Genomic DNA, 24213 nt, shown 5'->3' with positions numbered 1-24213 from the left:
TGCCTTGAATTAACATATAATTATTTTTGGGGGTAATTATGCAAGAAGCATTATAAAGTGAAACTTTAATCAACCCTCGCCAATCGGGCTTTTTCGGGAAGTTGGTCCCCTCCCAACTTCTTTACTTTCCCTGAATTTTAAGATGGGACTCTTACTGTCCAGCAAATAGCGGGATGAATTCCACCACGAATCTTACACACATCTTAGAATCATCCAAAATTGTTTTATTAATTAAATTCAAAAGAAATGAGGCTAACTATATGAGTGAAAAGATATTTAAAATAAACGGAATTGATATATGTACAGAAAGCTTTGGGAACCCTAAGAACCCTGCTATTTTATTAATTATGGGCGCTACATGTTCCATGGTTTATTGGGATGAAGAGTTTTGTGAGCTGTTGGCTAGTACGGGGAAGTTTGTTATTCGCTTTGATAACCGTGATGTTGGGCGCTCTGTTGCCTATGAACCTAGAACTTCCAATTACACAGTAACAGATATGGCTGAAGATGCAATTGGAGTACTAGATGCTTATCATATTGATAAAGCTCACCTATTTGGCATGTCATTAGGTGGTATGATTGCTCAAATTGCCGCTGTAAAACATCCCGAAAGAATTTTGACGCTAACTTTACTAGCGACTAGTGTAATAGGATCTGATGACAATACTCGCGATTTACCTCCAATGGATGAAAGGATTTTAACACATCATGTAAATGGCACAAGTATAGATTGGGCAAATAAAAATGATGTGGCAGAGTATTTAGTTTCAGGATCTCGTCTATTATGTGGATCAGAACGAATATTTGATGAAAATAGAGTTTATAAACAAGTAAAACAAGAAATAGAACGCGCAAACAATTTATTAAGTATGTTTAATCACGCTTTACTTCAAGGTGATGATGCATATGAAGGTGTACTTCAATCCATACAAGCACCTACATTAGTTATTCACGGAACAGACGATACAGCACTACCATTTGAACATGGCCTCGCACTAATTGATGAAATTCCAAACTCAGTACTATTAACCCTTAAAGGGGCAGGCCATGAAAACCATCCAGATGACTGGGAAAGCATAATTAATGCTGTTTCTAAACATACATCTAAAATTTAGATAAATAACTAATGGAAGGGTCACAAATTGTATTGTGCCCCTTCCATTTACAAACAAAACCCCATCACTGTATTCGTATGTATAGTGATGGGGACTTCTTATATTTTTCTATGTTTAAAAAAATGGACAATCTAATTGATCAACAGATTCCCATAATTTTTTTTTTGCATTTTCAGTGGATGTATTTGTGTCTAGTGTCATGTTTTTAAAAGGGTTTACTTCGACTTTTAATAAGGATGAAGGCTCCACATATAATGAGAAAACATGGCTGCTTGGTAAAGCTTTAGAAACGTCAATATCTCCTACTTGTTTAAATAGTTGCTGTGCAGCAAAGAAGAAGAAATTAGTTGGATTTGATTGTTTATTCAGCCACGCAAGCATTTCAGGTGATACCGATTTATGAATATTGATTTTTACTCGATCACCACGTTTATATCGCCTAGATCGCATACTTCCACCAACTAACTTATCGTTAAGTTTGTAAATCCTAACTCTTTTTGCTTATGCTCTCTATATTTTGGCGAACAAGTATAGACTAATAATCCTCGTGCATTTGTAAATAACGGATTATCTACAAAGATTACATTTTTGAGTCGTCCTTTTTGCTTTAAAATCATTTTTAAACTGTTTTTAATAATTACTGCACCCCCGCCATAAATAAACACGTATGGATCGTCTTTCATATCATCAATTTTATTTATAATATCTGTTGCAACACGCGCTGCTAAACCTAATAGCGCTGGCTGTGATTCCTCAACTAATAATGTATTTCTCGGATGCTTATCATTTAAATAAATTTGATTGAATTCTGTAATGCTATCAATCGTTTTAGTTGGATACTTCCGGTTCCATCTCGTAATGATTTGTAGTAACGTCTCTTTTACACCATAAGATAAACCTTTACTTAGTTGCGGACGGAAATTCACCCCTAATGAAACGACTTCTTCTGTCGTCCCTGCGCCAATATCAAAAGAGAGTAAAGTTTTATCTACAAAATCAATTTCAGAAACTTGATTTTGCTCACATTCTATTTTATGTTTCACAACATTTCCTTCTTCATCGTATACAATGCCCCACGTCCCAGAAGCACCCTCAGGTAGGCATTTACAATACTCAATTGAAACATTAATTGTCACATCGCGTCCGTTCGGATAATGGAAAATAACCTTATGATTTCCCATATAACGTTTTGCATTTTCAGCAGCTATTTCTTGTGTAATAAGCTGCATAGGAAGAGCGACAGATAAATCATAACGAATATTAATATGGCTAGAAGTTGGACTTTGACGCATAGCGCTTACCGCCAAACCTGATAGTATTGTAATAACCATTAACTCATCCGTTGACTTATTTGATTTCTTCTCTACCTCAGTACCTTTTAATTGATCTTGAATGACTTTTTCTCCAACGATGTATCGTACATTATTTAGCATTAACGATGGAGAACTTATAGTCACATCAATGTGGTTTTCTAATTCAGATAATGAAACATCTACCTCATCTAAGAGTCCTGTAGGCTCACCTATATATAAAGAATAAATACTCGGAATAAAAATAGGGTCTTGCCCTTTCACCATTAACTTCAAACCGTTGTTTCCTGCATCTGCACCAGCTTTTAAAAGTATAGACATAACTACCCCCTAAATTAATCTGACATCCCTTCCAAATATATGCGAGCCCATTCTTTTACATTCAAATGTATTGTAATTTTTTATTTATCATAGAACTAAAATATTACATACTTACATATTTCGTGTAAAAAGTATTTGACATGATACTTTTCCAATTTTATACTTATATTTGTAAAGAGTTTTTTACAATCGAGGGGGCAATTATTTATTGAATACTAAAAAAACTATTTTTATAATCATTGTTTTAGCATTAATTGCAATACTAGTACATGGCACATATAAATACATAACTGAAGGTTCTATTTTGGGCGGTACAATTTTTGCTATTTCGTTAATACTTAGTAATTTAATTAATTACATTACTTGGGGAGATCCCCACGGTGTATCAGAAGAAAGTCAAGATGAAATGGGACAACAAATTACATATAAAAGCTTTAAAATTGCATATTTTGTGCTTGTAATTGTAATGTTCCTTATATTAATCTTCTCTGAAGGATTTTCTATGGGGGCTAATTTAGATGGAGTAAAAAACCTCCCTCTGTTCATCGCAATTTGCTCTTCCTTCTTTATTTATCCTATTGTCGAACTCGTAGTTGCAAAACAATATAAATAAAAAGATGAGGTTTTCTACATGTAGAAAACCTCATCTTTTTATATTTACATACCCTCTACAATTGCTTTTAATTTGTTCACAGTCCGCCAATTCCTAACTGTAGCTGGTGTATGTAACTTCTGAAACTGGTTCATTAATTTAGAATTTCGAATGCTATTTTTGAAAAACAAATAAACGACTTTCTCATCTATATAGCAATCTTCAAGTTCACTTTTAAATATAAGCAATTGACTACTCTCTTCTTCAGAAAGTACATTCGCTAAAAAAGCAACATGAACACTTTCTCCTTCTAACAATGAATGAACTTCATACGGACATTGCTTAATAATATTTATAAATTCATCATGTGTTCTTAGCATGACTGGAACATCGAAATCAAATTCATTTTTTATTTCCGTTTGTATTCGGTCTTTTAGAAAGTTTATATCTTCCTCAGATTCGAACACGATATTACCACTTTGTATATACGTTTTCACTTGTTTTAACCCTATTGATTCAAACACTCGTTTTAACTCAGCCATTTTGATTACTTTATGTCCACCGACATTGATTCCTCTTAGTAATGCAATATAAAGTGTCATACTATTCCCCCCACAATAAAATGAACTTATCAATTGAATCGATTTCCCCACTCATATTTCTCGGATATTTGTTTTAATTCTTCTAACATATCATGAATAGATAATACCTCAAATAAAATAATATACTCACTTGAAAAATGGTGATGATAATGATTTGGTTTATAATCTTTTAAATCATTTTTATAACTCCAAGTTGAGATATTAAAAAATTCACAAACTAACACTGTAAGAAAAACTGCAATCCCAGTTTTAATCACTCTTCCCCCAACGATATTCCATTTTCTATCTTGATTTATTTTTTATATCCTTCATTTCTATTTCATTTTATATACATATATTGTATATTATTAAAATAAAAAAACCTACTACATGAATATTCAAGAGTAAGTTTTCTATCTCATTATTTCATTATAGACAAATGCATTATTATTTGTTGGCCTATTGGTCCCATTCTTCTAAAACCTTTATCTTGGAAGCCGACTTTTGCATATAAATTTTGTGCAGGAATATTTCTTTCATTCACAGCAAGTACAACTTCATTTTTTATTGGAAAATAACGTTGTACAAACTCTTCTAATAATAACAATGACTTTTTAACGAATCCTTTTCTTTGTCTATTGTGATTAATAGAAAATGATGTTAAAAGTAAAGCATCCTCATTATCTGTGAACTCCTTTACTCTATCTCCCGTTTCCAATGCGAAAAGACCCACCGGTACCCCATTGTAATCTAAAATAACAATCACATTTTTTGTACGATCACTTTTTGCTTTCTCCAGTAATGCGCTTGGATCTGATGTAAACTGAACTTGTTCACTTGGTAAAGTAAATGTTTGTATAACTTCTTTATATTTCTCCTTATACGGAACTAATTGAATTTCCCCTGTGTGTATGTTCATGCTAAACTCTCCCATTTTTTAGCTTATTAACTTATACCTTGCTGTGCTTTTGAATGCACTCTTCCATCTAAAAAGGTAATTTCAACAAATGAATTTGGATTGTTTCCTTTCCAAGCAAAAATTTGTTTAATTTGTGTAGAATGTTCTACCCCTTCTTCTATAAGTAAATCTCCTTCAAAACCAATTAAATCTTTCACTTCTGTATAAGTCATCCCTTCATTTATACTCGAAAAATGATTTATATTGATAGACTCTTTCTGTTGCCTTTCCATCACAGTAGAAGAAGTTGCTGTTTGATTTTTCACTTCTTTTCTCTGTTCACACGCTGTCATACTGAAACCTAAGCATAAACCAAACAATATACATGCGCTTTTTTTCATCATAACAGTTGTCCCTCCCATCATAATTAAACCATATTTTTCCTTAAAAATAAACTGAATATTTAATATTATATTTAAAAACCTCGTACAATTAAGTACGAGGCTAATTTCATTTATTCAAATGATTATTTGATTGATCATTCTGTTCTTTTCTTAACTCTTGTTCTTCATCTTTTGGTAATTGTTTATCATTATCCTTAATTGGATTCGTTTCTCTATTTTCTATCATATCATTTGGAACTTGTGGCATTACTCGGCCCACAATAGCGGCTAATTCATCTAGTATACCTTCACCTGTTTTTCCTTTTTTAATTTGCTTTCCAATTTGTTTGAGCCGTTCATACGTATCAACATCTGCTACAACGACTGCATTAGCACCGTCAGGGTCATTTTTTAAACTTTCTGCAACAGAGTATTTAATTGATTCAACTCGAGTTCGATCAAGTTTTGCTTTTACATCAATACCTACAATAGCATATTTTCCAACAACGACCGCGGTTGCATCATTCACACCTGGCACACTTGCCGCTAAAGATGCTAAATGATCTGCTGCTTTTTCATTTGGCTTATTTGATTTATTCGTATAATTAACATTTTTCATTGAAACATTTTTTTGTTCCGGTTTTTCGTTTGGATTGTCTTTTTTTCCAATACTGCATCCAGTTATAACGAAGCAAAGCATCAATATATATATTAGAGTTTTCATTATTTTCACCACTTCACTATTAAGGTTTAATCATAAATTTTTTCAACAGCTTGCATTTTCTTTACCTTTTCCTCGGCCCCGCTATTAGCATTAATGAATATTTGGTACGTATCTTTTCCTAAAGTGCCTACAAATTCATAGCAAAGCACTTCATTATGCAAATCATTGACTACTAAAGCTTTACGTTCTTCCATGACTTTTACATCCGGATTGATTTTCTTTCTTGCTTCTGCTGCAGTTAGCTTTGCCGATGGAACTGTTCGCTTTTGATGTGACGCTAAATATTCTTTTGCGGAGAACCCAACGATAGAACCATCATCTAAAGCAATTTTCATTTGGATTGCTTCTGGATAAATTCGTACTCCATTTTCATTTACTACATACGTAAATACACCAACATTATCATATTGAGAGCTATCATAAAGCTCCATATTATTAAACTTATGGTCCTTTAAAAATTTCAAACCTTTACTACCTGCATCGTTTAAACTAACTTTCTGTTCTTTAATTTCGCGGTTATTCATAACCCAAATTGGATATCCGCCTTTTCCGGTAATATCCATATAGAACTCATTATTCGTTGCTTCATCTTTAATTTTCACACTATAGAAGGATTCTTTCGCACCTTTTCCGCTTTTCTCTACATCTACTTTTTCATTTCCTTTTAAATTCAGAAACGATTTTGCGATTTTCGCCGCTTCATCTTTAGAAATTGCCTTTCCTTCCGCTTCAAATCCGCCTTTTTTATTTTTTTGCGCACTTGTAAAGGTCGGTCCGAAGTTTGTAGAAGAATATGATGTTACGTTTTTCTCTACAGTTTTCAATCCATCAATAATTGTGTTATCTGCTGGATCGCGATTTGATGCAAGTGCCATTTCTACATCCATCCAGCGTAAATTATTTTTCAAAACAAGATGTTGTACTTTTCTTAGTTCATCTTGTATATTTCCTGCATTTGAATATAAAGTTTGTAGCGTTTTATATTCTTGCTCATTTAACGGCTCTTTTTCTAAATCACGAATGGCTGCACGGTAACTGAAATCACCGATATTCGCTAAAAATTCTTCCGTTTTATTAAATGGCATTAATGTTAAAGGAAGTTGCCCTACATCCGAGCGAGCTTCAGATGTTAAACGCCATACATCCGCTAATGCAGGTGATAAAGATGATCGTGAATTCATCGCAAGTGTTGTGCCAATTTTATCGTGTAATAAATCGACTTCGTATGCTAAATCATGGAATGCACGTTGATAGCTATTTTCCGCTCGAATTAAAACTGCATTTTTCTCTTGGTGCTCTTTATAGCCCCAATAGCCTGTTCCTACTACACCGACTGTTAATAATACAATGATAATACCTCGTAACATTGTCCCACCTCCGCTCTATTTACAGAAAATATGTTTACCGATTTTTTTAATTTGTGGACGAGTCCAAATCCATTTACTAGTCGCAGTATCTGGATTGAAATAATATAAAGCATTTCCTGTTGGATCCCATCCGTTAATCGCATCTAAAACTGCTTTTTTTGCTGTTTCATTTGGCGTTAAATATATTTGTCCATCGGCTACCGCTGTAAATGCTCTAGGTTCAAAGATTACACCTGAAACAGTATTTGGGAATGACGCACTTGTAACACGATTCAAAATAACGGCAGCTACTGCAACTTGTCCTAAATACGGTTCACCACGCGATTCTCCGTATACTGCGTTTGCCATAAGCTGAATATCATTTTGAGAATAACCGTTCGGAACATTTGTCCCTTTATTTTGAAGTGGTTTATTCTCTTGTGCAGTGCCACCGCTATTTCCTTTATTCGTTGTCGTCCCTTTATTAGCAGTTGACTTGTCATACTTCGTTGCCTTCACGAGCATTTGCTTCGTTTTAGCTCCAGCTAAACCATCAACGGGTAATCCGAATTTCTCTTGAAAATTCCGAAGTGCCCAATATGTACCCCATCCGAAAACACCATCCACTTTTCCCGTATAAAACCCGTTATATTTCAAACGAGATTGCAGTTCAATGACATCTTCGCCAGATGCTCCTCTTTGAATAACTTGATTAGAAAAAGCCTCTACATTCTTTAATTGTATACTACTGACCATTAAAGACAGTCCTATGAACGCAAGTAAAACTGCTATTTTAAAAATAGCTTTTTGGCGCATAATTTTCCCTCCTTAATTACGGAAATGATTTCTTGGTTATGTTTTGTAAAAGCCTCGCTTTTATGTAAAGAAGACAAAAAAATCCAAACTAATATCGTTGAAAAAATATGTAAACAATATAAAAAAGGATAAAAGGAGTTCATCATGAAAAAATGGTTAAAACGTGTCGCACTTGTCATTCTGTTCCTAACAACATGTTCAAATATATATACAGGCTCATCAATTGTTCATGCGCAGCCGCCGTATGCCAAATGGGGTAAACTTGCCGTAGAAAAGACGAAAGAACAATACCCAAAAGCAGAAATTATTGACTATCTTCATATAGGTAGAAAACCAAAAACAGTTCAAATAACTGTTGAAAAATTTAAATTGTGGTTACGTGAGAACGGAAAAGAATACGGTGTTTTTGTTGATGTAGAATTTGAAACGAAGACGGAGAAATTTATAAAGTTGTCGTTTCAGAAGACGAGTAGATAAAGTGAAACCTTAATCAGCGGGGGGTTTGTTCATCTCCCACTAATCATCAGCCCTCACCAATCGGACTTTTACGGGCAGCCCGACAAATAGCTGGATAAAGTGAAACCCCCACTGTTAAAAACAGACACAGTGGGGTTCTTGCATTTCTAAAATTCTTTTCTAAAGTTTCGATTCCCTAAAAATCTTACCAATATACAAATAGCACCAATTACAACTGCTATCCCTATACTGTATAAAAGTACTTTACCATATCCACCTATTCTCGGATCTAAAAACGGATATGGATACCAATTCACGATTGGACCACGTATTAAGCTATATACAACGTAAAAAAACGGGAATAAAAGCCAACTTGCAGCTTGTTTCCAAGTGATTTTCTTAATAGGTGGATTTAAAATCCAATCTAAAAGCATTATAATCGGCATGATATAATGTAGCACAGTATTTACCCATGGTATTGCCGTTTGAAGTGACTCTTCTAACCCTCTTAGTAACAAAAAATAAACGAGTCCTGTCGTAAGTATATATACCGTCGCCGCACCACGAAGTATACTAAACTGCTCTGAGCGACCAAATGTAGCTGTTCCGATACTACTTAAAAGGAGAATACATGCAACTAAAATGTTACTTTCGATAGTAAAGAAACTAAAAAAGTTAACTGGATTGAACGGTTTCACTTGTGCCCTGATTATGAATTGCGTAATAATGGCGCTACATACTAGAAGACTTAAACAGAATCTAAATAAAGATAAAATTTTTTCATGCTTCATACATTCCCTCCTTTTCTTATATATAATTAGAATTTCCCTGTACATGCTCAATAAATAGTTTTAATGGAACGAGCCCACGTTTTGGCATATGACTACTTATAATAGCTACTACTTCTAACTGAGGAATGATAACGATGTATTGTCCGCCGTATCCCATAGCGAAATATATACAATACGGTATGTGAAATCTTTCGGTATGTAATACCCACCAGTGATATCCATATGCGCCGACATGTTCATATGTTTCAAAATGCGCCCTACTTGACTCTTCTAACCATTTCGCTGATACAATTTCTTTTTCATTCCAATATCCATTTTGCAAACATAATTTTCCTAATTTTAATAAATCGGTAGATTTCATTTTCATACCGAAGCCGCCGACATATATACCCTGCGGATCTTGTTGCCACTCGTATTCGTTAATTTCTAATGGATTAAATAAATATTTCTTTGCAAACCGCTCTGTCGACATTCCAGTAGCTTCTTGAATAATATAGCTCAGTAAATGAGAAGAACCTGAATTATAATTCATTTTTGTAGCAGGTTCTTCAATTATTGGCTTTTCTAATATGTACTGTACCCAGTTCTCTGATTCTACAAAGTCATTTGGGAATACTACTCCATTCCCAAACTCTTTCCAGTCCTCACCAGTAGTCATTGTTAATAAGTGATATAGTGTTAAATTATGTTTTCCCCTAGGTACATTTTCAATCCACTCTGTGATCGGTGTATGTATATCATTTATATAGCCCTTATCAACTGCAATACCAATTAATAAAGATACGATACTTTTTGTAATCGAATTTATTTTATATAAGTTATTTGCACATTCGGGTGTTTTATAATACTCAGTTGTTAATTGTCCTTTTTGATAAACAAGAAATGTATTCACTTTTTTCTTTTCGAATTTATTTTCTAGTTGCTTGAAATCCAAAAACTTTACCTCCATTTAAATAGTTAATCCATTTATTATATCTTGTTCCTTCATTTTAAACATAATTGTGCTCAAATAAAAATAAACCTGTCAGCCATAATGAACTGACAGGTTTATTTTTATAATTTCGTACGAACATTCCAAAGCTCTGGGAAGAATTGTTGATCAAGTACTCGCTTTAAATAAGAAACACCGGAGGATCCACCTGTACCCATTTTATGTCCAATAATTCTTTCTACTGTTTTCATATGACGGAAACGCCATTGTTGTAGCCAGTCTTCAATATCAATCAATTTTTCAGCAAGCTGATATAAATTCCAATATTTTTTCACATCCGCATACACTTCTAACCATGCTGCTTCTACTGTTGCATCTTCTTCATAAGGCTGCGTAATATCACGGTTTAACACATCTTTATGAATAGGGAATCCTTCTTTTACTAATGCTTGAATCGCGACATCATATAGACTTGGTGCATGTAGCGCTTTATGAAGTCGTGCATGTAATTCTGGATCCTTTTCATAAATTTTTAATGCATGTGGCGTTTTATAGCCAAGTGCATACTCAATCATACGATATTGATACGATTGAAAACCTGAAGCTTGACCGAGTGAATCACGAAACTCAATATATTCTGATGGTGTTAATGTCGCAAGAATATCCCAAGATTGAATAATTTGAGACTGAATTTTTGATACACGTGCTAACATTTTAAAAGCTGGTTGTAATTTATCTTGTTTAATAGATTCAATCGCCGCATTTAGCTCATGTAAAATGAGCTTCATCCAAAGCTCACTTGCTTGGTGAATAACGATAAATAACATTTCATCATGATGGTCTGATAATCTTTTTTGAGAAGATAGTAAACTATCTAATTGTAAATATTCCCCATACGTCATATTCTCTTTAAAATCCGTATGAATCCCTTTTTCCATAATTACTTTTTCATTTTCTTTCATATTAGCCAAACGCCCCTTTTATATGATTCTACTTATATTGGTCTAATAACGGCTCGAACCGGACTTCCATCCGCATCAGTTAATGCAAGTGGTAATGCAATCAATTCATAATCACCGTCTGCTACATGATCTAGTACGACATTTTCTAAAATATGAATTCCATGTTTAAATAATTGATGATGCGCTGCTAATTCTTTATCATCTAGCGGATCAACTGATGGTACATCTACTCCGATTAAACGAATACCTTTCTCCGAAAGAAAAGGTGCTATGTCTGCACGTAAATGAGGGATCACATCTGGAAATTCTTCAGCTTTTCCATGTGAAGATGTACGTAATAATAATCGTTCTACACCTTCTAAATGAAAGCTTTCTAATTCCTTTTTCCCGATGCTTTCAAGATTAGAAACGTCAATAATCCGTGCTGGGCCAACATAAACTTGAACATCTAAATCCAATACTTTCTTTCCATCATTATCAAAATGAAATGGTGCATCAATATGAGTGCCTGTATGAATACTCATCGTTAACTTTCCAACATTTACCGAGCCACTTTCTTCTTTTGACCATGAAACTTCATATGAGAACGGTGTGTCTCCTGGCCACGTTGCAATATCATTATTTAGCGGTTGTGAAATATCAATCCACTCTGATGTTTTCATGCTTATGCCACAACCTCTCGCTTATTTTCAAACTGTTTATACTCTTCTTCTTTCATAATTTTCTTTAATATTTGTACAGATTTCCACACTTCTTCATATGTGTTATATAAAGCGACCGGCGCCAGTCTTACTCCATTAGGTGCTCGGAAATCAGGGATAACTCCATTTGCTTTTAGCGCTTTACAAATACGTGCTGCTTCTGCATGTTCTAAATATATGTGCCCGCCACGTTTTTCATCCTCTAATGGATTTCCAATTGTAAATCCGAAATCTTTTAATTCGTGATCAATTAAATTCAGCATATATCTTGTAATATGTAAAGATTTTTCGCGTAAACGTTCAATACCAGCATCTTTAAACATTTCAAGAGAACCAATTAAAGGTGCTGTACTTAATACGTGCGGTGTACCAATTTGATAAGCACCTGCATGATCGGCAGCTGTTAATGTATGCTCCATATCAAACTATTTATCTTTTCTAGAACTAAACCATCCAGACAATCCTGGCAGTCTATTAAAATGTTTACTATTTACATAAAGGCCTGCAACACTACCCGGTCCTGCATTTAAATATTTATAATTGCACCAAACAGCAAAATCGACATCCCAATCTTTGAAATGATGCGGAATAGATCCTATTGAATGGCATAAATCAAATCCAATGTGAATGCCGCGTTTATGAGCTTCCGTTGTTAAACGTTTCATATCAAGAATTTGACCACTTCTATATAAAACAGAAGGTAATAAAATTAAAGCGATATCATCTTCCAGCGCATGGATAATATCTTCTTCAGAAAGTGTTCTACCATCTCGGCTTTTCACTCTTACTAAATGCTCCTCTGGATCTAATCCTTTTAAACGAATTTGACTTTGAAGTGCATAAATATCTGATGGGAAAGTCAATTCATCCGCAAGTATTTTTGTACGTATTCCTTTCGGCTCATAAAACGTCGCAATAACTTGGTGTATATTCGCAGTTGTGGAACCGGTTACAATAGTTTCTTCCGGTAAAGCTCCAATAAGAGGGGCTGTAAGTTTACCTAATTTCTCTGAAAGGAAAAACCACGGATGCTCACCTTCTGTCCAGCCGTCAATACCATACTCTTTCCACGAATCTAGCAACGTAAGTAATGATTTCTCTGCTCTTTTTGAAAGTAGCCCTAATGAGTTTCCATCTAAATATATAGTACCTTCTTTTTTATAGAATTCAGTTTGAAAATCTTTCAGTTCATCATGTTTATCACATTCAAGCGCATACTCATAAGTTGGTTGAAATGGTTCTTTATACATGGTGTCACCTTCTCTTAATTTTCTTTTTATTCTAACTAATTGAAATATATCACCTTAATTGATACAACGTCAATGATATTATGTCAGTTGACTTTATATATGAACTTCTTTTACAATACAATTATATTTTCAGATATTTCAGTATAAAGAGGTGATTCTTTGAAAAACAGTACCCTTTCATCAAGAAAACACCGCTCCTTAGAAACGAAGAAGAAACTATTACACTCTGGTTACACTATTTTTATACGTAACGGATTTCAAAAAACGACAATTACACAAATTATTAAACATGCAGAAACCGGATATGGTACAGCATATGTATACTTCAAAAACAAAGATGATCTCCTAATTAGTTTAATGGAAGATGTTATGAATCGTTTTTATAATATCGCTGAACGCTCTTTTTCTCCACAAACAAAAGAGGAAGTACGTATAATGATCCAAAATCAAGTTAGAGCATTCCTGCAATTAGCAGATGAAGAACGCGCTATTTTGCGAGTTGTAGAGGAAGCGATAGGATTATCAAGAGAAATACGGCAAAAATGGGATGAGATTCGGGAACGTTTTATAACAAGCATTAAACAGGATATTACTTACTCTCAAGAAAGTGGATTAGCACAACCTAATTTAAATAAAGAGATTGTAGCACGCGGTTGGTTCGCGATGAATGAATCGTTTCTTTGGACTATTATGCAAAATGACAAAAAGATTAACTTAGAGGAAATTGTGTATACGTTAACGGAGATGTATACGACCGGGTTATATAAATAGCACACCTTCAATAAATAAGGTGTGCTATTTTACATCTATAAAAATATATTATCCGGGTATGGTAGTGCTAAAGGAGGCTTTTCAGAAAATGAGAAATATTGTAGTTTTAAAGATTCACCATCTATCGATTTCAGTTTTCCACTAGTAATTTCACACTCAAACACAACAACAATATATTCTACCTTATCGCCATTTGCATATGTATAACGAAACTCTTTCCCTCCAAATACCCCTTTTTGTTTTTTCACTTGTACTTTCAATCCTGTTTCTTCCCATACTTCCCGAATTACTGCTTCTTCTGGAGTTTCCCCAGGTTCAATTGCTCCAGCCGGCAAACTCCAATATTCTCCGCCAGGATATTGAAATAAGAGTTCTCCCTGCTCGTTTTTAATAACTGCAGCTACACTTGGCATGAATATTAGTTCATGTCCTAATTGCTCCCGGATTTTTTTATAATATAGCGACATCGACATATAATTCTCTCCCACTCCATTAATGAATAACTGTATTTTCTGACATATATTCTATAATAATACCAATAACAATTTCTATATAGAAAGGATAAGAAAATGACCCAAGTACAACTAGTAAATAGCTTCCTATCATTTTTAGGAACGACAAAACAGCCTACTAGCTTAAAGTTTTTAAATGAGCTTATTAAAGCTCATCAAGAAAAAGTAAAAGAACCAATACACTTATCAAATATGAAAGAACTTATTTCAAGGTCTAACGATTGGCATACATCTCCTGTATTAAAGAAAATTCAGATTTTCGGTTATATCGATGGTATTCCAACTTCTATTAATGATAATGTTTTAAAACGATATTTCCAAGGTAAGAAAAGAGAACAAATCATTACATCTTCTGAACTTAATTATTGGATAACAGAAAGATTTTGTGTTGATAAAGAAATATATGAAAGAGCTATTGAGATTTTCAATGAAAAATCTTCAAATAGAATATTACAAACAAGTTCTTTAATATCTTTAGGCTGAGGTAAATAGCTAGTTGAAGGAGCAATTTCAAAATTAAAGCTTATATATCCACATCCAGTTAGCCACATATAGTGACATTTCAACTCTTCATCGAACATATATTTCACAATATCTATAAATAATAAATCTCCTGCGTATTGCAACAGAAACTCCATATTCGAGCTACAAGTATAATAATTGTCATCGTCATCAAGATTTTTTATATTATATTCCGCCAAATCCCATAAAAAATCTTCTTTTAATATATTTTTAATTTTTCCAACAATGCTTATCCCCCGAATTTTCCCAAGAATAACTCTCTAATCTACTTAAAATAATTTCAGTAAATTCTTCAGCAATGTCCTTAGAAATCTCACCACGATTTCCAATAATATCCCAAGCAATACTAATTGAAGTCCATCTCATCAATGAATTCTTTTCAAATTTTAAAAACTCTATTATTTCCTCCTCTTTCATTTCACTTAGAATTGCTTTTAATTCACTTTCTTCTAATTTACTTCTTTGATTATAATCAGTTTGATTTAGTATTTTTACATATTCCTTACTTTCTTGATAAAAAACAATCTTTACTTGTTCTGGTGATAAATCCGCTAATAGTTTTTCAATTTCTTCAGCGCCTATTTCTTTACCTTTATTTATACATTTGAAATAACATCCCATTTTAACTTTTCATTAATTTCACTCATAAGTTGGGGTATTACTACTTCACCATATTTTTTAAAACATTCATGAGTTCCTTCGTAATTTTAAAATAAAGTTTGATTAAAAATATCGTTTTAACCCGTATTCTATGGTAAATAAAAAGAATCCATTTTGAAAAAGATTGATCAAAATGGATTCTTATCCAGCAGGTTTATGTTTTGGTTTTATAAAAAAGTTTGATCATTTTCTATCAATGAAAACAATTAATTGACTATTTTTATTATGAAGAGGTCGGAGCAGGAAATTCATCAATTTTGATACGAAGTAAACTATAAGGTTTCTGTCGTAAGTCTTTTCCATAATGAAATCTAGGCTGTCGATGTAATTGGTTCACAATGACATACAAATATTGATCCGGACCAATTGAAAAAGTATCCGGCCACAAAATTCTCGGATCATGTGCGATAGCTTCCATTATGCCATTTGGCAATATCTTACGGATACTGTTGTTTTCATAATCTCCAGCATAAACAGCTCCCTTTGCATCGGTGATCATTCCATCAGACGCACCTTTTTCTCCCCAATACTCCACATGATAAGGTAAATTCATGTCCGGTATCGTTCTGTCTCTCAGGCTTCTGTTGAGATCGAGAACAAATGCCGACTGGTTAGTGGAGCAAAAAATAATATCTTTCCATCGGGAGAAATCGCAAGACTATCAGACGCCAACCTAAATGGAGAAGTTGAACCGTCTTTGTTTCGATTCATTAAAATTTGACCTTCTACTTTCGGTAAAAAATAGGGATCGGGTGAAGTTGAATTTGCTCCATTTAACCGTCTAAACGCGTTTCCATTTGATAAATCTACGACGATAATAGCTCCTGGTCCTCTTGAAGAAGAATCCGTTATATAGGCATAACCTGCTTTTCCAACACGAAAATCAAAACGGACATCATTCAGATAAGTTGTAGGCAGGACAACATCTTCTGTAAAGGTATATACTTTTCTTATTGTATTGGTTTCTAAATCAACAGCGACTAATTTTGCCCCCCCTTTAATAGGTTCAGAAAAATTGGGTGCCGCTGTATCTAATATCCAAAGCGTTCCCCTTCCATCAGCAACTACACTTTGGACACTGATGAAAGTCATTGGGATATTCTCGGGATTAACCAAATTGGTTTGTAAATTAGGATAAGGCTGCAATTTATCCTCAAAAATTTCCGCCACCGTAAATTTAACATCGTCTCCCCATTTCGGAAAGCAAATGAAAATACGACCGGTTTCTGAAACAGTAACACCTGTAGGCATAGCCCCATAAAATGCATAAACTAGTTCTAAATTACCGAAATATTTTTCACTAGGTAACATAGGTTTCATAATATCCTCCTCAAGCATTCAAACGGGATATCTCCTATATATGATTTATATTTTTTCTAGTGCATGTTTCTTAATAAGTTTTTCTATACGAAAAGATGATTGAATTGATTGTTTTCGAAATTTAATAAGTCTGTCAGAAGAAAGGAAACATTTTAATTTAAAGGTCTCCAGATGAAGTAGAATTCAATTAGCAGGTAGCGAAGTTCAACATTCCCGAATCAACGTTAAGCTGGTATAAAAAATGGGGAAATATCCCCCTTTAAATTTGTGAAAAAATGTACTTAAGCTAAACTGCCCGTTAGTTTAAGTGTAGCACTTCACAAACAATCTTTTGAGTATTCTTATTATTCCTGTTTCCTCAACAATCTGGCCCTTTAATTGAACAATACAACTGAAATTTAAGGGGCGAAAGAAAAATCTTATATTAATACAGGGTTTTATCAATCTTTTTTATAAATTATCAAACTTTATTTTAAATCAATACCACACTTTATTCCATGTTCCATGAGTGACTAACGGGTGCTTTGAACAAGAAAATAAAGGTGAGTACATATTATACATGACTAATATGCGCTCACCTTTATTTTTTTAGGATTTTTAGCTTTTAGGTCTTGATAATAATTTTTAGTGGTTTTATTAACAATTTATATTTAGTAAAATTGCTTTTTATGAATTTAATATAAGTCCAAAGAATTTCCTGGTCAATATAATAACGTATATCAGCACACTTTTTCTTTATTCAGTCTACTTACAATTCCAACTATAAATTTATATTCAATCCTCCTCTTCTTAGTTTTTTTAAACCCTTCTTTCGTATCAAAAATAAAACACGTTTTCCGAAACCAAATTCGTACATATAAAGACTCAAAATAAATAGGTTTTATAATTCCTCGTTCCTCAAATTCAGTTCCATCTTTATTTTCAGTTTCTGTTCGAACGAACCACCTATTTCCGAAGCCAATTTCAATATACTTCACATAAGTCCCCCTTTCGGAAATTAATTTCTAACTGTTCTATTATTTCCCCGGTAAGCGCACATTCCGACAGAACATGAGCCCACAAAGAAAAAGTAGATTGCAAAAATCTACTTTATAACTTATATTTTTGCATTCGTTTATAAAATGTACTACGGGGTACATTTAATAGTTTTGCAGCTAACGAAACATTTCCATTTGTCTTTTGTAATGCTTCAATCATGCTATCACGCTGTATTTTTTCGCGAAAATGTAATGTATGTTCTGTTTTATTTTCAACTTGTAACTCAAGTTGTTGTTGATTTCCCCTCATTGTTTGTAACAAAAAATCTACTTGTTTTTCGCATATTTCCCGTCCTTGCGACAAAATGTAAATGCGTTCTAATACATTTACTAGTTCCCGAATATTTCCGGGCCATGTATGTTGTAAAAATTGATTGTATATACTCTTTGGAAATACAACATTCCAATTCTTCCGTTCGCAAAAGTGTTGTATAAAATATGGGATATCCTCTTTTCTTTCTATTAACGATGGAACATATAACGGATAAACGTGCAAACGATAATATAAATCTTGACGGAATTTCCCTTCTTCTACTAACCGTAGTAAATCTTTATGTGTGGCAGTAATAATACGAATATTTACTGGTACCAATTTTGAACTCCCAATTGGAGTTATTGTGCGTTCTTGTAAAACACGCAATAATGCTACTTGCATCTCTGGTGGTACTTCACCAATTTCATCTAAAAATAATGTTCCTCCGTTTGCTTGTTCAAATTTCCCTTTATATCCTTGACGTCGCGCACCTGTAAACGCACCTTCAGCATAACCGAACAATTCACTTTCCATTAATTCTTTAGGCAAAGAACCGCAGTTAACAGCTATAAAGGGCCCGTCTTTTCTTGGACTATTTTCATGAATCGCTCTCGCGACATATTCCTTTCCTACTCCTGTCTCACCACATACATACACACTAGCATCAGTCGGTGAAACAAGCTTAATTTCTTCTAGTGTGTGTTGAAATGCTCTGCTTGTCCCGGTAACTCCTGAAAAAGTAATCCCTTTTATAAATGTGAGAGCAGAATATGTATTCATTTGTTTATTTTCCTTTAAATACATACATTTCCCAATCATTCTTTCATTACTATATACTGGTATCTCTAATTTAGTTTCCAATCCATGGTGCATTAACTCTTCAAGTTTCATTCTTGACCAATTATTTATTCGTTCACGAACGCTCTTACTCGCAGAAACGATAACATCACGATGATTACAAATAACTACTTGTTCATCACTATCAATGACATCTAAAAAACGATGGATTAAGTGTAATTCATTTTGATGAACTCTTATGCTACATTCACGTTCTATCGCATGTGCAATTGAAGTTACCATACCGAGCATATATGGATGCGAAAATTCAATCGGACACGAGAAATCTAGAACACCAATTAATTTCCCATCATCATTATGAATGGGAGCAGCCGCACAACTCCAGCTATGAGATGCCACGGTGTAATGTTCAGTACCACTTATCATAATAGCTTCTTCAATTTCTAGCGCTGTTCCAATTGCATTTGTGCCAACAGCTGATTCCGTCCATTTTACACCTTCAATAAAATTAATATGTTTCGCTCGCTTTAACGTTTGTTTATTTCCACTTAACGATAGAACATAACCATCTGGATCGATTAATAATGCCATCATTTGTAGTTCATCAATGGTTTTTCTCATATTTTGTATTTGAGGTAATGCGATATCAAGGAAAATTTCACTCTTTTTCTTTTGTTCTTGAAAAATGTTAGAAGACAAAATTTTCTGACCTTTATTCATGTGAGGATTAACATTAGCCTGTTTACATCGATGCCACGATTCTGAAATTCTTTGATTTATGCGATTTGAATCAAGAACACCTTCATTAACAAACTTTTTCCATGTATGTAAGTAAAACGGTGAAGCTAACATTGTATCATCTCCCTTTTAATTGTACTCCTCTCAGAGTATACGGCTCTCCATCAATTGCTTGTCAAAGTTATTTTTTTCTGTTTTTCGCTATAAGTTCTACTCTCATATCATAGTGAATTTCATTATGGCAATCCTCACATACGGCTAATGTTTTGCGTCTACGGGCAATCATTAATTTTTGCCATTTGGCTTTGCCTTTCTCAACATCTTTCATTTTTCGGACATGGTGCATTACTAAGTTAGAATCGGTTTTACCACAATGTTCACATTTGTTGGCTGACAACCTATCCATAAGACTAGTTGTTGACATATGAACTCTTGAGGCTAACAAGTTGTCGATGTTATTTTCTTGTGTTTTCATCTTAGTTATATCAACCGTTCTAAATCCTTCCCTGTAGAAAGAATGAGAGTGTTGTTTGCCTTTTTTATCTTTGTAATTGACTATGAATACACCGTTTTTGCAATATTTCCCCTTAATTTTTCCGATTGAGCTTTTATATTTATTGGCGAATGTTTTATACATGCTGTATTCTAGAACGTAACTGAATTTTTGGAGTACCGTTGAATTAACTGCATATTTGTAGTAGTTGTACATCCCTCTGATCTGTAATACATAATTATGTAGTATTTCCAAATCATCTAGGTGTGCCATTTCCGGTCTATGCTTTGGTTTCCAAGTTTCTTTCCCATTCACATACTTCATTTCTAAAACATTCAGGGCAAGTAATTTATTTCGCCATGTTTCATGGGGGATTTCAAGTCTTACTTTTAGATTGTGATGTCTTCTTTTTGCACCTTTCACCGAGTATTTGGTAAATAACTCGTTTCTAGTGATATTGACGTTGTACCCAAGAAATGTTGCTTTCTTGCTAGAGTGGGTGATAAGTGTTTTTTCTTCTGATAAAGTTAATTTTAATTCTTCATTGAGAAATTGAGCTATATCAGATTTAATGGCTTTGGCATCATCTTTACTGCCGATTATCATTACAATAAAGTCATCAGCATATCTAACATATTTTAGTGACTTAAATTTATCCGACATTGGATTGTAGTAGGGACGTTGTCCCCTTTCCTTAACCCATTCGTTGACTTGCTCGATTAATTCCTGAGCTTCATTGTGTTTACCTTGTTCTCTTAGTAAGTCTGCTTTCTTACGCCCTCTTTTTATTTTGAGGTGTAAGTATTGATATCTTTTATCAACTTCTCTGTCTTTTGGTTGACCTTTTCCGAACTTTTCAGCGTATTTTTCCATGTATATATCTAGTTCGTTTAGATATATGTTGGCAAGAAGAGGACTGAGAATCCCTCCTTGTGGTGTTCCACTGAATGTTTTGTGGAATTGCCAATCCTCCATGTACCCAGCTCTTAGGAACTTCCATATTAATCCGATGAGTGTTTCGTCATTGATACGTTTTCTTAGTAGGTTAATTAGGATATGGTGGTCGATATTGTCAAAGAAACCTTGAATATCACCTTCAATAAACCATTTAGTTCCATTACCACTCTTTTTAATTTGTTTCAAAGCTGTATGACAACCCCTATTTTTCCTGAATCCATGTGAGTTCTCAGAGAAGTTTGGTTCATAAATTGCTTCTAAGATATACTTTATTACTAATTGGACAAGTTTATCGTCAAATGTCGGTACCCCAAGAGGACGTTTTTTCTTACTCCCTTTTTTATCAATATATACTCGCTTAACAGGAGTAGGTTTATAGTTACCATTTTTAATGTTGTTGATGATTTTAGATACTCTATTTTTTGAGAAGCCATCAACAGTTTTACTTATGGTTCCTCTGGTCATATTACCTGGATTGGCATATATTTCTTGATAACCTTTATAGTAGAATTCTGGATTATAAAGATTTCTATATAATCTTTTGAACTTATAGTTTTCTTTAATAGTATTCTTCGACAAGGTGTTCAATACATAAACTGGATTTCTCATCAGCATCTCGCTTCCTTCCTGTTTATTATCATCATGAACTAATTGACTACCTTCCTTCGCCATCCTGATTTCACAACCATGACCTAACGTAATTTGTCATACGTTAGTGTGATAGGCTTTCCCTATCTCTGACTACTACGAAGGCTCCGTTACCATATGGAATATTCAAGAGCCACATTTCTTGGTTTTTACCTTGAAATCATCCTCTATAGCCATAAATGGCGCTTCCACTTAGGTAATCCCCATTTAGTACCTTGTAAATAGTTTGTAGTAATGTCGGTTGGGACTTTCAATCTTTACTAATGTACTTTAGTTGGTTCTCTAGTGTGAAACACACCTCTCTCCACAAAAAATAGATGAGCTGAACTAGAGACATATCGTTTCAATGTCTATTTCGATATGGTCGTCGATAAGACCCCTTGATTTATCCTTCACGCAGTTTAGCATTCAACCTTGTTTACCACGGTACACCTAGAAATTCAGTCGCACTCATGACATTAGAGTGACTTATCCCGTTGCAGCCATGCTACACTCCCCGCTCACTTTCGATTACGGATAAGGCTACCGGTGTCGGGTTGTTATCTTGTTTCACTTCACCCGCTGATTTACTAAATCAGAGTTTACAAGGCCCTTATGGGCGCACTTTCATCTCTACTATGTACTCCTGTAAAACATATTCTTTCCCGCCATGGTTTTCATACCATTCATGTATTCCTTTAATATGCCTCTCGTCACTTCTAATTTTCGATTCTATTTCATTATACTGTTCATAACTATCATATTCCCATATGGCAAATACTTCAGACGTACCATTCTTATTATCTTTCATCCAGCGTCCTATTAGCCTAGAACCATGCTTTAATTGATTAGGTAAGTTCGTGTGATTGAAATGATCATTAAATACTTCTATGAATTCATTTTTCACTACATAGTACTTCCTTCTGTAAAACATACTTCTTCACCTCTTTCATGAAAAGTATTAGTAAATCTTCCCATCACTACCGTATTATAATACTTTCCATCCGATAGTCTTTTGTCATTTTTCAAAATGCCTTCTACTTCAAAACCTAATTTTTTATAAAGATGAATAGCTTTCTCGTTTGTCTCTAATACTTGTAAAGATATTTTATTTACTGCATTTTCGTCAGCCCATTTAATAGATTGTTGTAATAGGCTCTTCCCCATTCTATATCCCCAAAACTCTTTTAAAATACAAACGCCAAACTCCACTTTATGAGATAATCTCTTAAAATTTGATCCTTCACATCTTGAAAATCCAACAATTCGATTGTGCACTTCTACAACTAAAAAGAGATTCTTCGTTTCTTCACTATCTGTTTTTATTATTTTTTGAAACCCTAGGTCATCTATAAATCCCTCTCCAGCATCTCTATCCATATTTTCAGTTTCTCCATCAATCTGAACTCTAATTTTCGATAACTGCTCAGCATCTTTTTCAGCTGCAGAACGAATTGTATAAGTTAATCCATTTATATGATACTCTTGCTCTTTTACAATCATGTCAAACTCCTTTCAAATCAATATAATGGCGCTATTACAACTTGTTTACCTTGTTTCTCAAATTCCTGAACAGTTTCTTTACTAGCCTCTTCGTCAGTTATAATAAGGTCAATTTCTTTTAGAGACTCTCCTCTTATAAAACAATCTATTCCAAGTTTATTATGCGGAGCTAAACAAATATTTCTTCTAGCAATTTCACTTACTCTTTTACTAAAATAAGCAACTTCAGGTGTTGTGCAGTACTAATACCTTGTAATGAAATGCCTCCACCTGTAGAGAAATAAAGATCAATAGAAAATCTACTTATCAATTCAGAGGCAAATGTATCAGTAATATTTCCTGAAGGCTTTACTTTTCCACCAATTAAATATGTATCGATGTTCTTATATTCTCTTAGATGACCAGCTATTTCTATAGAATTCGTAATAACCGTAAATGATACTTCCGGTAAATATTTCAGCATCGCATTATGAATGGAAGCCCCGCCAATAAAAATAGAATCATCTTCTTGTATATAAGATGCCGCAACTTTTGCAATTGTGTTCTCATATATTGAGCTATCACTATAACGTTTAGCTGGTTCCGCAGCTAAGTTCCTCACTCGCGTAAGTTCAATTGCACCTCCGTGCGTTCTTTTTAATAAACCATCCTTTTCCATAATAGACAAATCTCTTCTTATAGAATCAATAGACATTTCAAATCTTTCCGCAAGTTCCTTTGCGATTACTCTTCCATCTGTATTAAGTAGTTCTAAGATTCTCTCTCGACGTTCTTCAGTAAACATGTTATCACCACCGTTATTGAAGATTCAGAAACTTAAACTTTATTTTAATTATATGTATGCC

Annotated in this window: 24 protein-coding genes and 3 pseudogenes; 5 read left to right on the top strand and 22 right to left on the bottom strand. The window is 33.9% G+C overall.

What is annotated here, in order from left to right:
* The first annotated feature begins 260 nt into the window (after positions 1 to 260).
* Entirely contained in the window at positions 261 to 1115 is an 855-nt protein-coding gene (mleBCA, locus tag QCI79_RS26930; protein WP_001290770.1) for a BCA family alpha/beta fold macrolide esterase, read from the top strand.
* A 114-nt stretch (positions 1116 to 1229) separates the two neighbouring features.
* Here mleBCA and QCI79_RS26925 read toward each other — a convergent pair whose 3' ends face one another.
* Both QCI79_RS26925 and QCI79_RS26920 read right to left on the bottom strand, forming a co-directional pair.
* Positions 1230 to 1565 (bottom strand): hypothetical protein, encoded by a 336-nt coding sequence (locus QCI79_RS26925; protein ID WP_001257760.1) that lies wholly within the window; start codon positions 1563 to 1565, stop codon positions 1230 to 1232.
* Between the two features lie 11 nt (positions 1566 to 1576).
* The gene (locus QCI79_RS26920) at positions 1577 to 2746 is read right to left on the bottom strand and encodes a ParM/StbA family protein (protein WP_000025622.1); all 1170 of its coding nucleotides are present in this window, start codon (positions 2744 to 2746) and stop codon (positions 1577 to 1579) included.
* Between the two features lie 208 nt (positions 2747 to 2954).
* Here QCI79_RS26920 and QCI79_RS26915 point away from each other — a divergent pair, with 208 nt between their 5' ends.
* Positions 2955 to 3359 carry a hypothetical protein gene (locus QCI79_RS26915; protein ID WP_001093143.1) on the top strand — a complete coding sequence of 135 codons (405 nt, stop codon included), beginning with the start codon at positions 2955 to 2957 and terminating at the stop codon, positions 3357 to 3359.
* Positions 3360 to 3403: 44 nt separating this feature from the next.
* On the opposite strand, the gene QCI79_RS26910 is transcribed toward QCI79_RS26915, so the two are convergent.
* The 6 genes from QCI79_RS26910 to sleB all read right to left on the bottom strand — a co-directional run bounded on the left by QCI79_RS26910 (position 3404) and on the right by sleB (position 8086).
* Positions 3404 to 3940, bottom strand: coding sequence for a DUF1697 domain-containing protein (locus tag QCI79_RS26910; RefSeq protein ID WP_000177395.1), 537 nt, complete (start codon positions 3938 to 3940; stop codon positions 3404 to 3406).
* A gap of 400 nt (positions 3941 to 4340) precedes the next feature.
* A complete protein-coding gene (locus tag QCI79_RS26900; protein ID WP_113623471.1) occupies positions 4341 to 4853 on the bottom strand; it encodes a GNAT family N-acetyltransferase in 513 nt (170 codons plus the stop codon).
* Between the two features lie 11 nt (positions 4854 to 4864).
* A complete protein-coding gene (locus tag QCI79_RS26895) occupies positions 4865 to 5221 on the bottom strand; it encodes a hypothetical protein (RefSeq protein WP_000976435.1) in 357 nt (118 codons plus the stop codon).
* A 106-nt stretch (positions 5222 to 5327) separates the two neighbouring features.
* Positions 5328 to 5924 carry a YhcN/YlaJ family sporulation lipoprotein gene (locus QCI79_RS26890; RefSeq protein WP_000854054.1) on the bottom strand — a complete coding sequence of 199 codons (597 nt, stop codon included), beginning with the start codon at positions 5922 to 5924 and terminating at the stop codon, positions 5328 to 5330.
* Positions 5925 to 5950: 26 nt separating this feature from the next.
* Positions 5951 to 7291: a germination protein YpeB gene (gene ypeB / locus QCI79_RS26885; RefSeq protein WP_000943727.1), complete on the bottom strand. Its 1341-nt coding sequence runs from the start codon at positions 7289 to 7291 to the stop codon at positions 5951 to 5953.
* A gap of 15 nt (positions 7292 to 7306) precedes the next feature.
* A complete protein-coding gene (gene sleB / locus QCI79_RS26880; RefSeq protein ID WP_001249052.1) occupies positions 7307 to 8086 on the bottom strand; it encodes a spore cortex-lytic enzyme in 780 nt (259 codons plus the stop codon).
* A 144-nt stretch (positions 8087 to 8230) separates the two neighbouring features.
* On the opposite strand from sleB, the gene QCI79_RS26875 reads away from it, so the two are divergent.
* The gene (locus QCI79_RS26875) at positions 8231 to 8563 is read left to right on the top strand and encodes a DUF3889 domain-containing protein (RefSeq protein ID WP_000758951.1); all 333 of its coding nucleotides are present in this window, start codon (positions 8231 to 8233) and stop codon (positions 8561 to 8563) included.
* 146 nt (positions 8564 to 8709) lie between these two features.
* Here QCI79_RS26875 and QCI79_RS26870 read toward each other — a convergent pair whose 3' ends face one another.
* The 5 genes and pseudogenes from QCI79_RS26870 to kynU form a co-directional block, all read right to left on the bottom strand.
* Entirely contained in the window at positions 8710 to 9333 is a 624-nt protein-coding gene (locus QCI79_RS26870; protein ID WP_000679907.1) for a Pr6Pr family membrane protein, read from the bottom strand.
* Between the two features lie 16 nt (positions 9334 to 9349).
* A complete protein-coding gene (locus QCI79_RS26865; RefSeq protein ID WP_000346265.1) occupies positions 9350 to 10267 on the bottom strand; it encodes a serine hydrolase domain-containing protein in 918 nt (305 codons plus the stop codon).
* A 119-nt stretch (positions 10268 to 10386) separates the two neighbouring features.
* Positions 10387 to 11226, bottom strand: coding sequence for a tryptophan 2,3-dioxygenase (gene kynA / locus QCI79_RS26860; RefSeq protein ID WP_000661957.1), 840 nt, complete (start codon positions 11224 to 11226; stop codon positions 10387 to 10389).
* A 32-nt stretch (positions 11227 to 11258) separates the two neighbouring features.
* On the bottom strand, positions 11259 to 11888 hold the full coding sequence (gene kynB, locus QCI79_RS26855) for an arylformamidase (RefSeq protein WP_000858061.1): 630 nt from the start codon (positions 11886 to 11888) through the stop codon (positions 11259 to 11261).
* A 2-nt stretch (positions 11889 to 11890) separates the two neighbouring features.
* A pseudogene (gene kynU / locus QCI79_RS26850) lies at positions 11891 to 13177 on the bottom strand (kynureninase).
* Positions 13178 to 13336: 159 nt separating this feature from the next.
* Here kynU and QCI79_RS26845 point away from each other — a divergent pair.
* Positions 13337 to 13948 (top strand): TetR/AcrR family transcriptional regulator, encoded by a 612-nt coding sequence (locus tag QCI79_RS26845; RefSeq protein WP_000798554.1) that lies wholly within the window; start codon positions 13337 to 13339, stop codon positions 13946 to 13948.
* Positions 13949 to 13983: 35 nt separating this feature from the next.
* Here the strand turns inward: QCI79_RS26845 and QCI79_RS26840 are convergent, their stop codons facing one another.
* Complete coding sequence (locus QCI79_RS26840; RefSeq protein ID WP_000062928.1) at positions 13984 to 14421, bottom strand: NUDIX hydrolase; 438 nt, start codon at positions 14419 to 14421, stop codon at positions 13984 to 13986.
* A gap of 96 nt (positions 14422 to 14517) precedes the next feature.
* On the opposite strand from QCI79_RS26840, the gene QCI79_RS26835 reads away from it, so the two are divergent.
* Complete coding sequence (locus QCI79_RS26835) at positions 14518 to 14943, top strand: hypothetical protein (protein ID WP_000195532.1); 426 nt, start codon at positions 14518 to 14520, stop codon at positions 14941 to 14943.
* 249 nt (positions 14944 to 15192) lie between these two features.
* Here the strand turns inward: QCI79_RS26835 and QCI79_RS26830 are convergent, their stop codons facing one another.
* The 8 genes and pseudogenes from QCI79_RS26830 to QCI79_RS26795 all read right to left on the bottom strand — a co-directional run bounded on the left by QCI79_RS26830 (position 15193) and on the right by QCI79_RS26795 (position 24152).
* The gene (locus QCI79_RS26830; RefSeq protein ID WP_000501981.1) at positions 15193 to 15603 is read right to left on the bottom strand and encodes a hypothetical protein; all 411 of its coding nucleotides are present in this window, start codon (positions 15601 to 15603) and stop codon (positions 15193 to 15195) included.
* A gap of 262 nt (positions 15604 to 15865) precedes the next feature.
* Positions 15866 to 16962, bottom strand: a pseudogene (locus QCI79_RS26825) (L-dopachrome tautomerase-related protein).
* A gap of 719 nt (positions 16963 to 17681) precedes the next feature.
* Positions 17682 to 17939: a DUF3977 family protein gene (locus QCI79_RS26820; RefSeq protein ID WP_000873827.1), complete on the bottom strand. Its 258-nt coding sequence runs from the start codon at positions 17937 to 17939 to the stop codon at positions 17682 to 17684.
* A gap of 112 nt (positions 17940 to 18051) precedes the next feature.
* A complete protein-coding gene (locus tag QCI79_RS26815; protein WP_000881432.1) occupies positions 18052 to 19902 on the bottom strand; it encodes a sigma-54-dependent Fis family transcriptional regulator in 1851 nt (616 codons plus the stop codon).
* 67 nt (positions 19903 to 19969) lie between these two features.
* Complete coding sequence (locus tag QCI79_RS26810) at positions 19970 to 21847, bottom strand: reverse transcriptase domain-containing protein (protein WP_309009745.1); 1878 nt, start codon at positions 21845 to 21847, stop codon at positions 19970 to 19972.
* Positions 21848 to 22478: 631 nt separating this feature from the next.
* Positions 22479 to 22799 (bottom strand): NIPSNAP family protein, encoded by a 321-nt coding sequence (locus tag QCI79_RS26805; RefSeq protein ID WP_023901464.1) that lies wholly within the window; start codon positions 22797 to 22799, stop codon positions 22479 to 22481.
* Positions 22772 to 23368 (bottom strand): GNAT family N-acetyltransferase, encoded by a 597-nt coding sequence (locus QCI79_RS26800; RefSeq protein ID WP_000635686.1) that lies wholly within the window; start codon positions 23366 to 23368, stop codon positions 22772 to 22774. The genes QCI79_RS26805 and QCI79_RS26800 overlap by 28 nt, the downstream gene beginning before the upstream one ends.
* A 17-nt stretch (positions 23369 to 23385) precedes the next feature.
* Positions 23386 to 24152, bottom strand: a pseudogene (locus QCI79_RS26795) (DeoR/GlpR family DNA-binding transcription regulator).
* Between the last annotated feature and the right edge of the window lie 61 nt (positions 24153 to 24213).

The organism is Bacillus cereus group sp. MG1 (assembly GCF_040460035.1).
Classification (GTDB): domain Bacteria; phylum Bacillota; class Bacilli; order Bacillales; family Bacillaceae_G; genus Bacillus_A; species Bacillus_A cereus.
This window is presented reverse-complemented; position numbering and strand designations above follow the sequence as displayed.

Bases quoted from the DNA above. Each gene is read 5' to 3' on its own strand.
- mleBCA (WP_001290770.1), top strand. From the start codon at position 261: ATGAGTGAAAAGATATTTAAAATAAACGGAATTGATATATGTACAGAA.
- QCI79_RS26925 (WP_001257760.1), bottom strand. From the start codon at position 1,565: ATGCGATCTAGGCGATATAAACGTGGTGATCGAGTAAAAATCAATATT.
- QCI79_RS26920 (WP_000025622.1), bottom strand. From the start codon at position 2,746: ATGTCTATACTTTTAAAAGCTGGTGCAGATGCAGGAAACAACGGTTTG.
- QCI79_RS26910 (WP_000177395.1), bottom strand. From the start codon at position 3,940: ATGACACTTTATATTGCATTACTAAGAGGAATCAATGTCGGTGGACAT.
- QCI79_RS26900 (WP_113623471.1), bottom strand. From the start codon at position 4,853: ATGGGAGAGTTTAGCATGAACATACACACAGGGGAAATTCAATTAGTT.
- QCI79_RS26895 (WP_000976435.1), bottom strand. From the start codon at position 5,221: ATGATGAAAAAAAGCGCATGTATATTGTTTGGTTTATGCTTAGGTTTC.
- QCI79_RS26890 (WP_000854054.1), bottom strand. From the start codon at position 5,924: ATGAAAACTCTAATATATATATTGATGCTTTGCTTCGTTATAACTGGA.
- ypeB (WP_000943727.1), bottom strand. From the start codon at position 7,291: ATGTTACGAGGTATTATCATTGTATTATTAACAGTCGGTGTAGTAGGA.
- sleB (WP_001249052.1), bottom strand. From the start codon at position 8,086: ATGCGCCAAAAAGCTATTTTTAAAATAGCAGTTTTACTTGCGTTCATA.
- QCI79_RS26875 (WP_000758951.1), top strand. From the start codon at position 8,231: ATGAAAAAATGGTTAAAACGTGTCGCACTTGTCATTCTGTTCCTAACA.
- QCI79_RS26870 (WP_000679907.1), bottom strand. From the start codon at position 9,333: ATGAAGCATGAAAAAATTTTATCTTTATTTAGATTCTGTTTAAGTCTT.
- kynA (WP_000661957.1), bottom strand. From the start codon at position 11,226: ATGAAAGAAAATGAAAAAGTAATTATGGAAAAAGGGATTCATACGGAT.
- kynB (WP_000858061.1), bottom strand. From the start codon at position 11,888: ATGAAAACATCAGAGTGGATTGATATTTCACAACCGCTAAATAATGAT.
- QCI79_RS26840 (WP_000062928.1), bottom strand. From the start codon at position 14,421: ATGTCGATGTCGCTATATTATAAAAAAATCCGGGAGCAATTAGGACAT.
- QCI79_RS26835 (WP_000195532.1), top strand. From the start codon at position 14,518: ATGACCCAAGTACAACTAGTAAATAGCTTCCTATCATTTTTAGGAACG.
- QCI79_RS26830 (WP_000501981.1), bottom strand. From the start codon at position 15,603: ATGGGATGTTATTTCAAATGTATAAATAAAGGTAAAGAAATAGGCGCT.
- QCI79_RS26815 (WP_000881432.1), bottom strand. From the start codon at position 19,902: ATGTTAGCTTCACCGTTTTACTTACATACATGGAAAAAGTTTGTTAAT.
- QCI79_RS26810 (WP_309009745.1), bottom strand. From the start codon at position 21,847: ATGAGAAATCCAGTTTATGTATTGAACACCTTGTCGAAGAATACTATT.
- QCI79_RS26805 (WP_023901464.1), bottom strand. From the start codon at position 22,799: ATGTTTTACAGAAGGAAGTACTATGTAGTGAAAAATGAATTCATAGAA.
- QCI79_RS26800 (WP_000635686.1), bottom strand. From the start codon at position 23,368: ATGATTGTAAAAGAGCAAGAGTATCATATAAATGGATTAACTTATACA.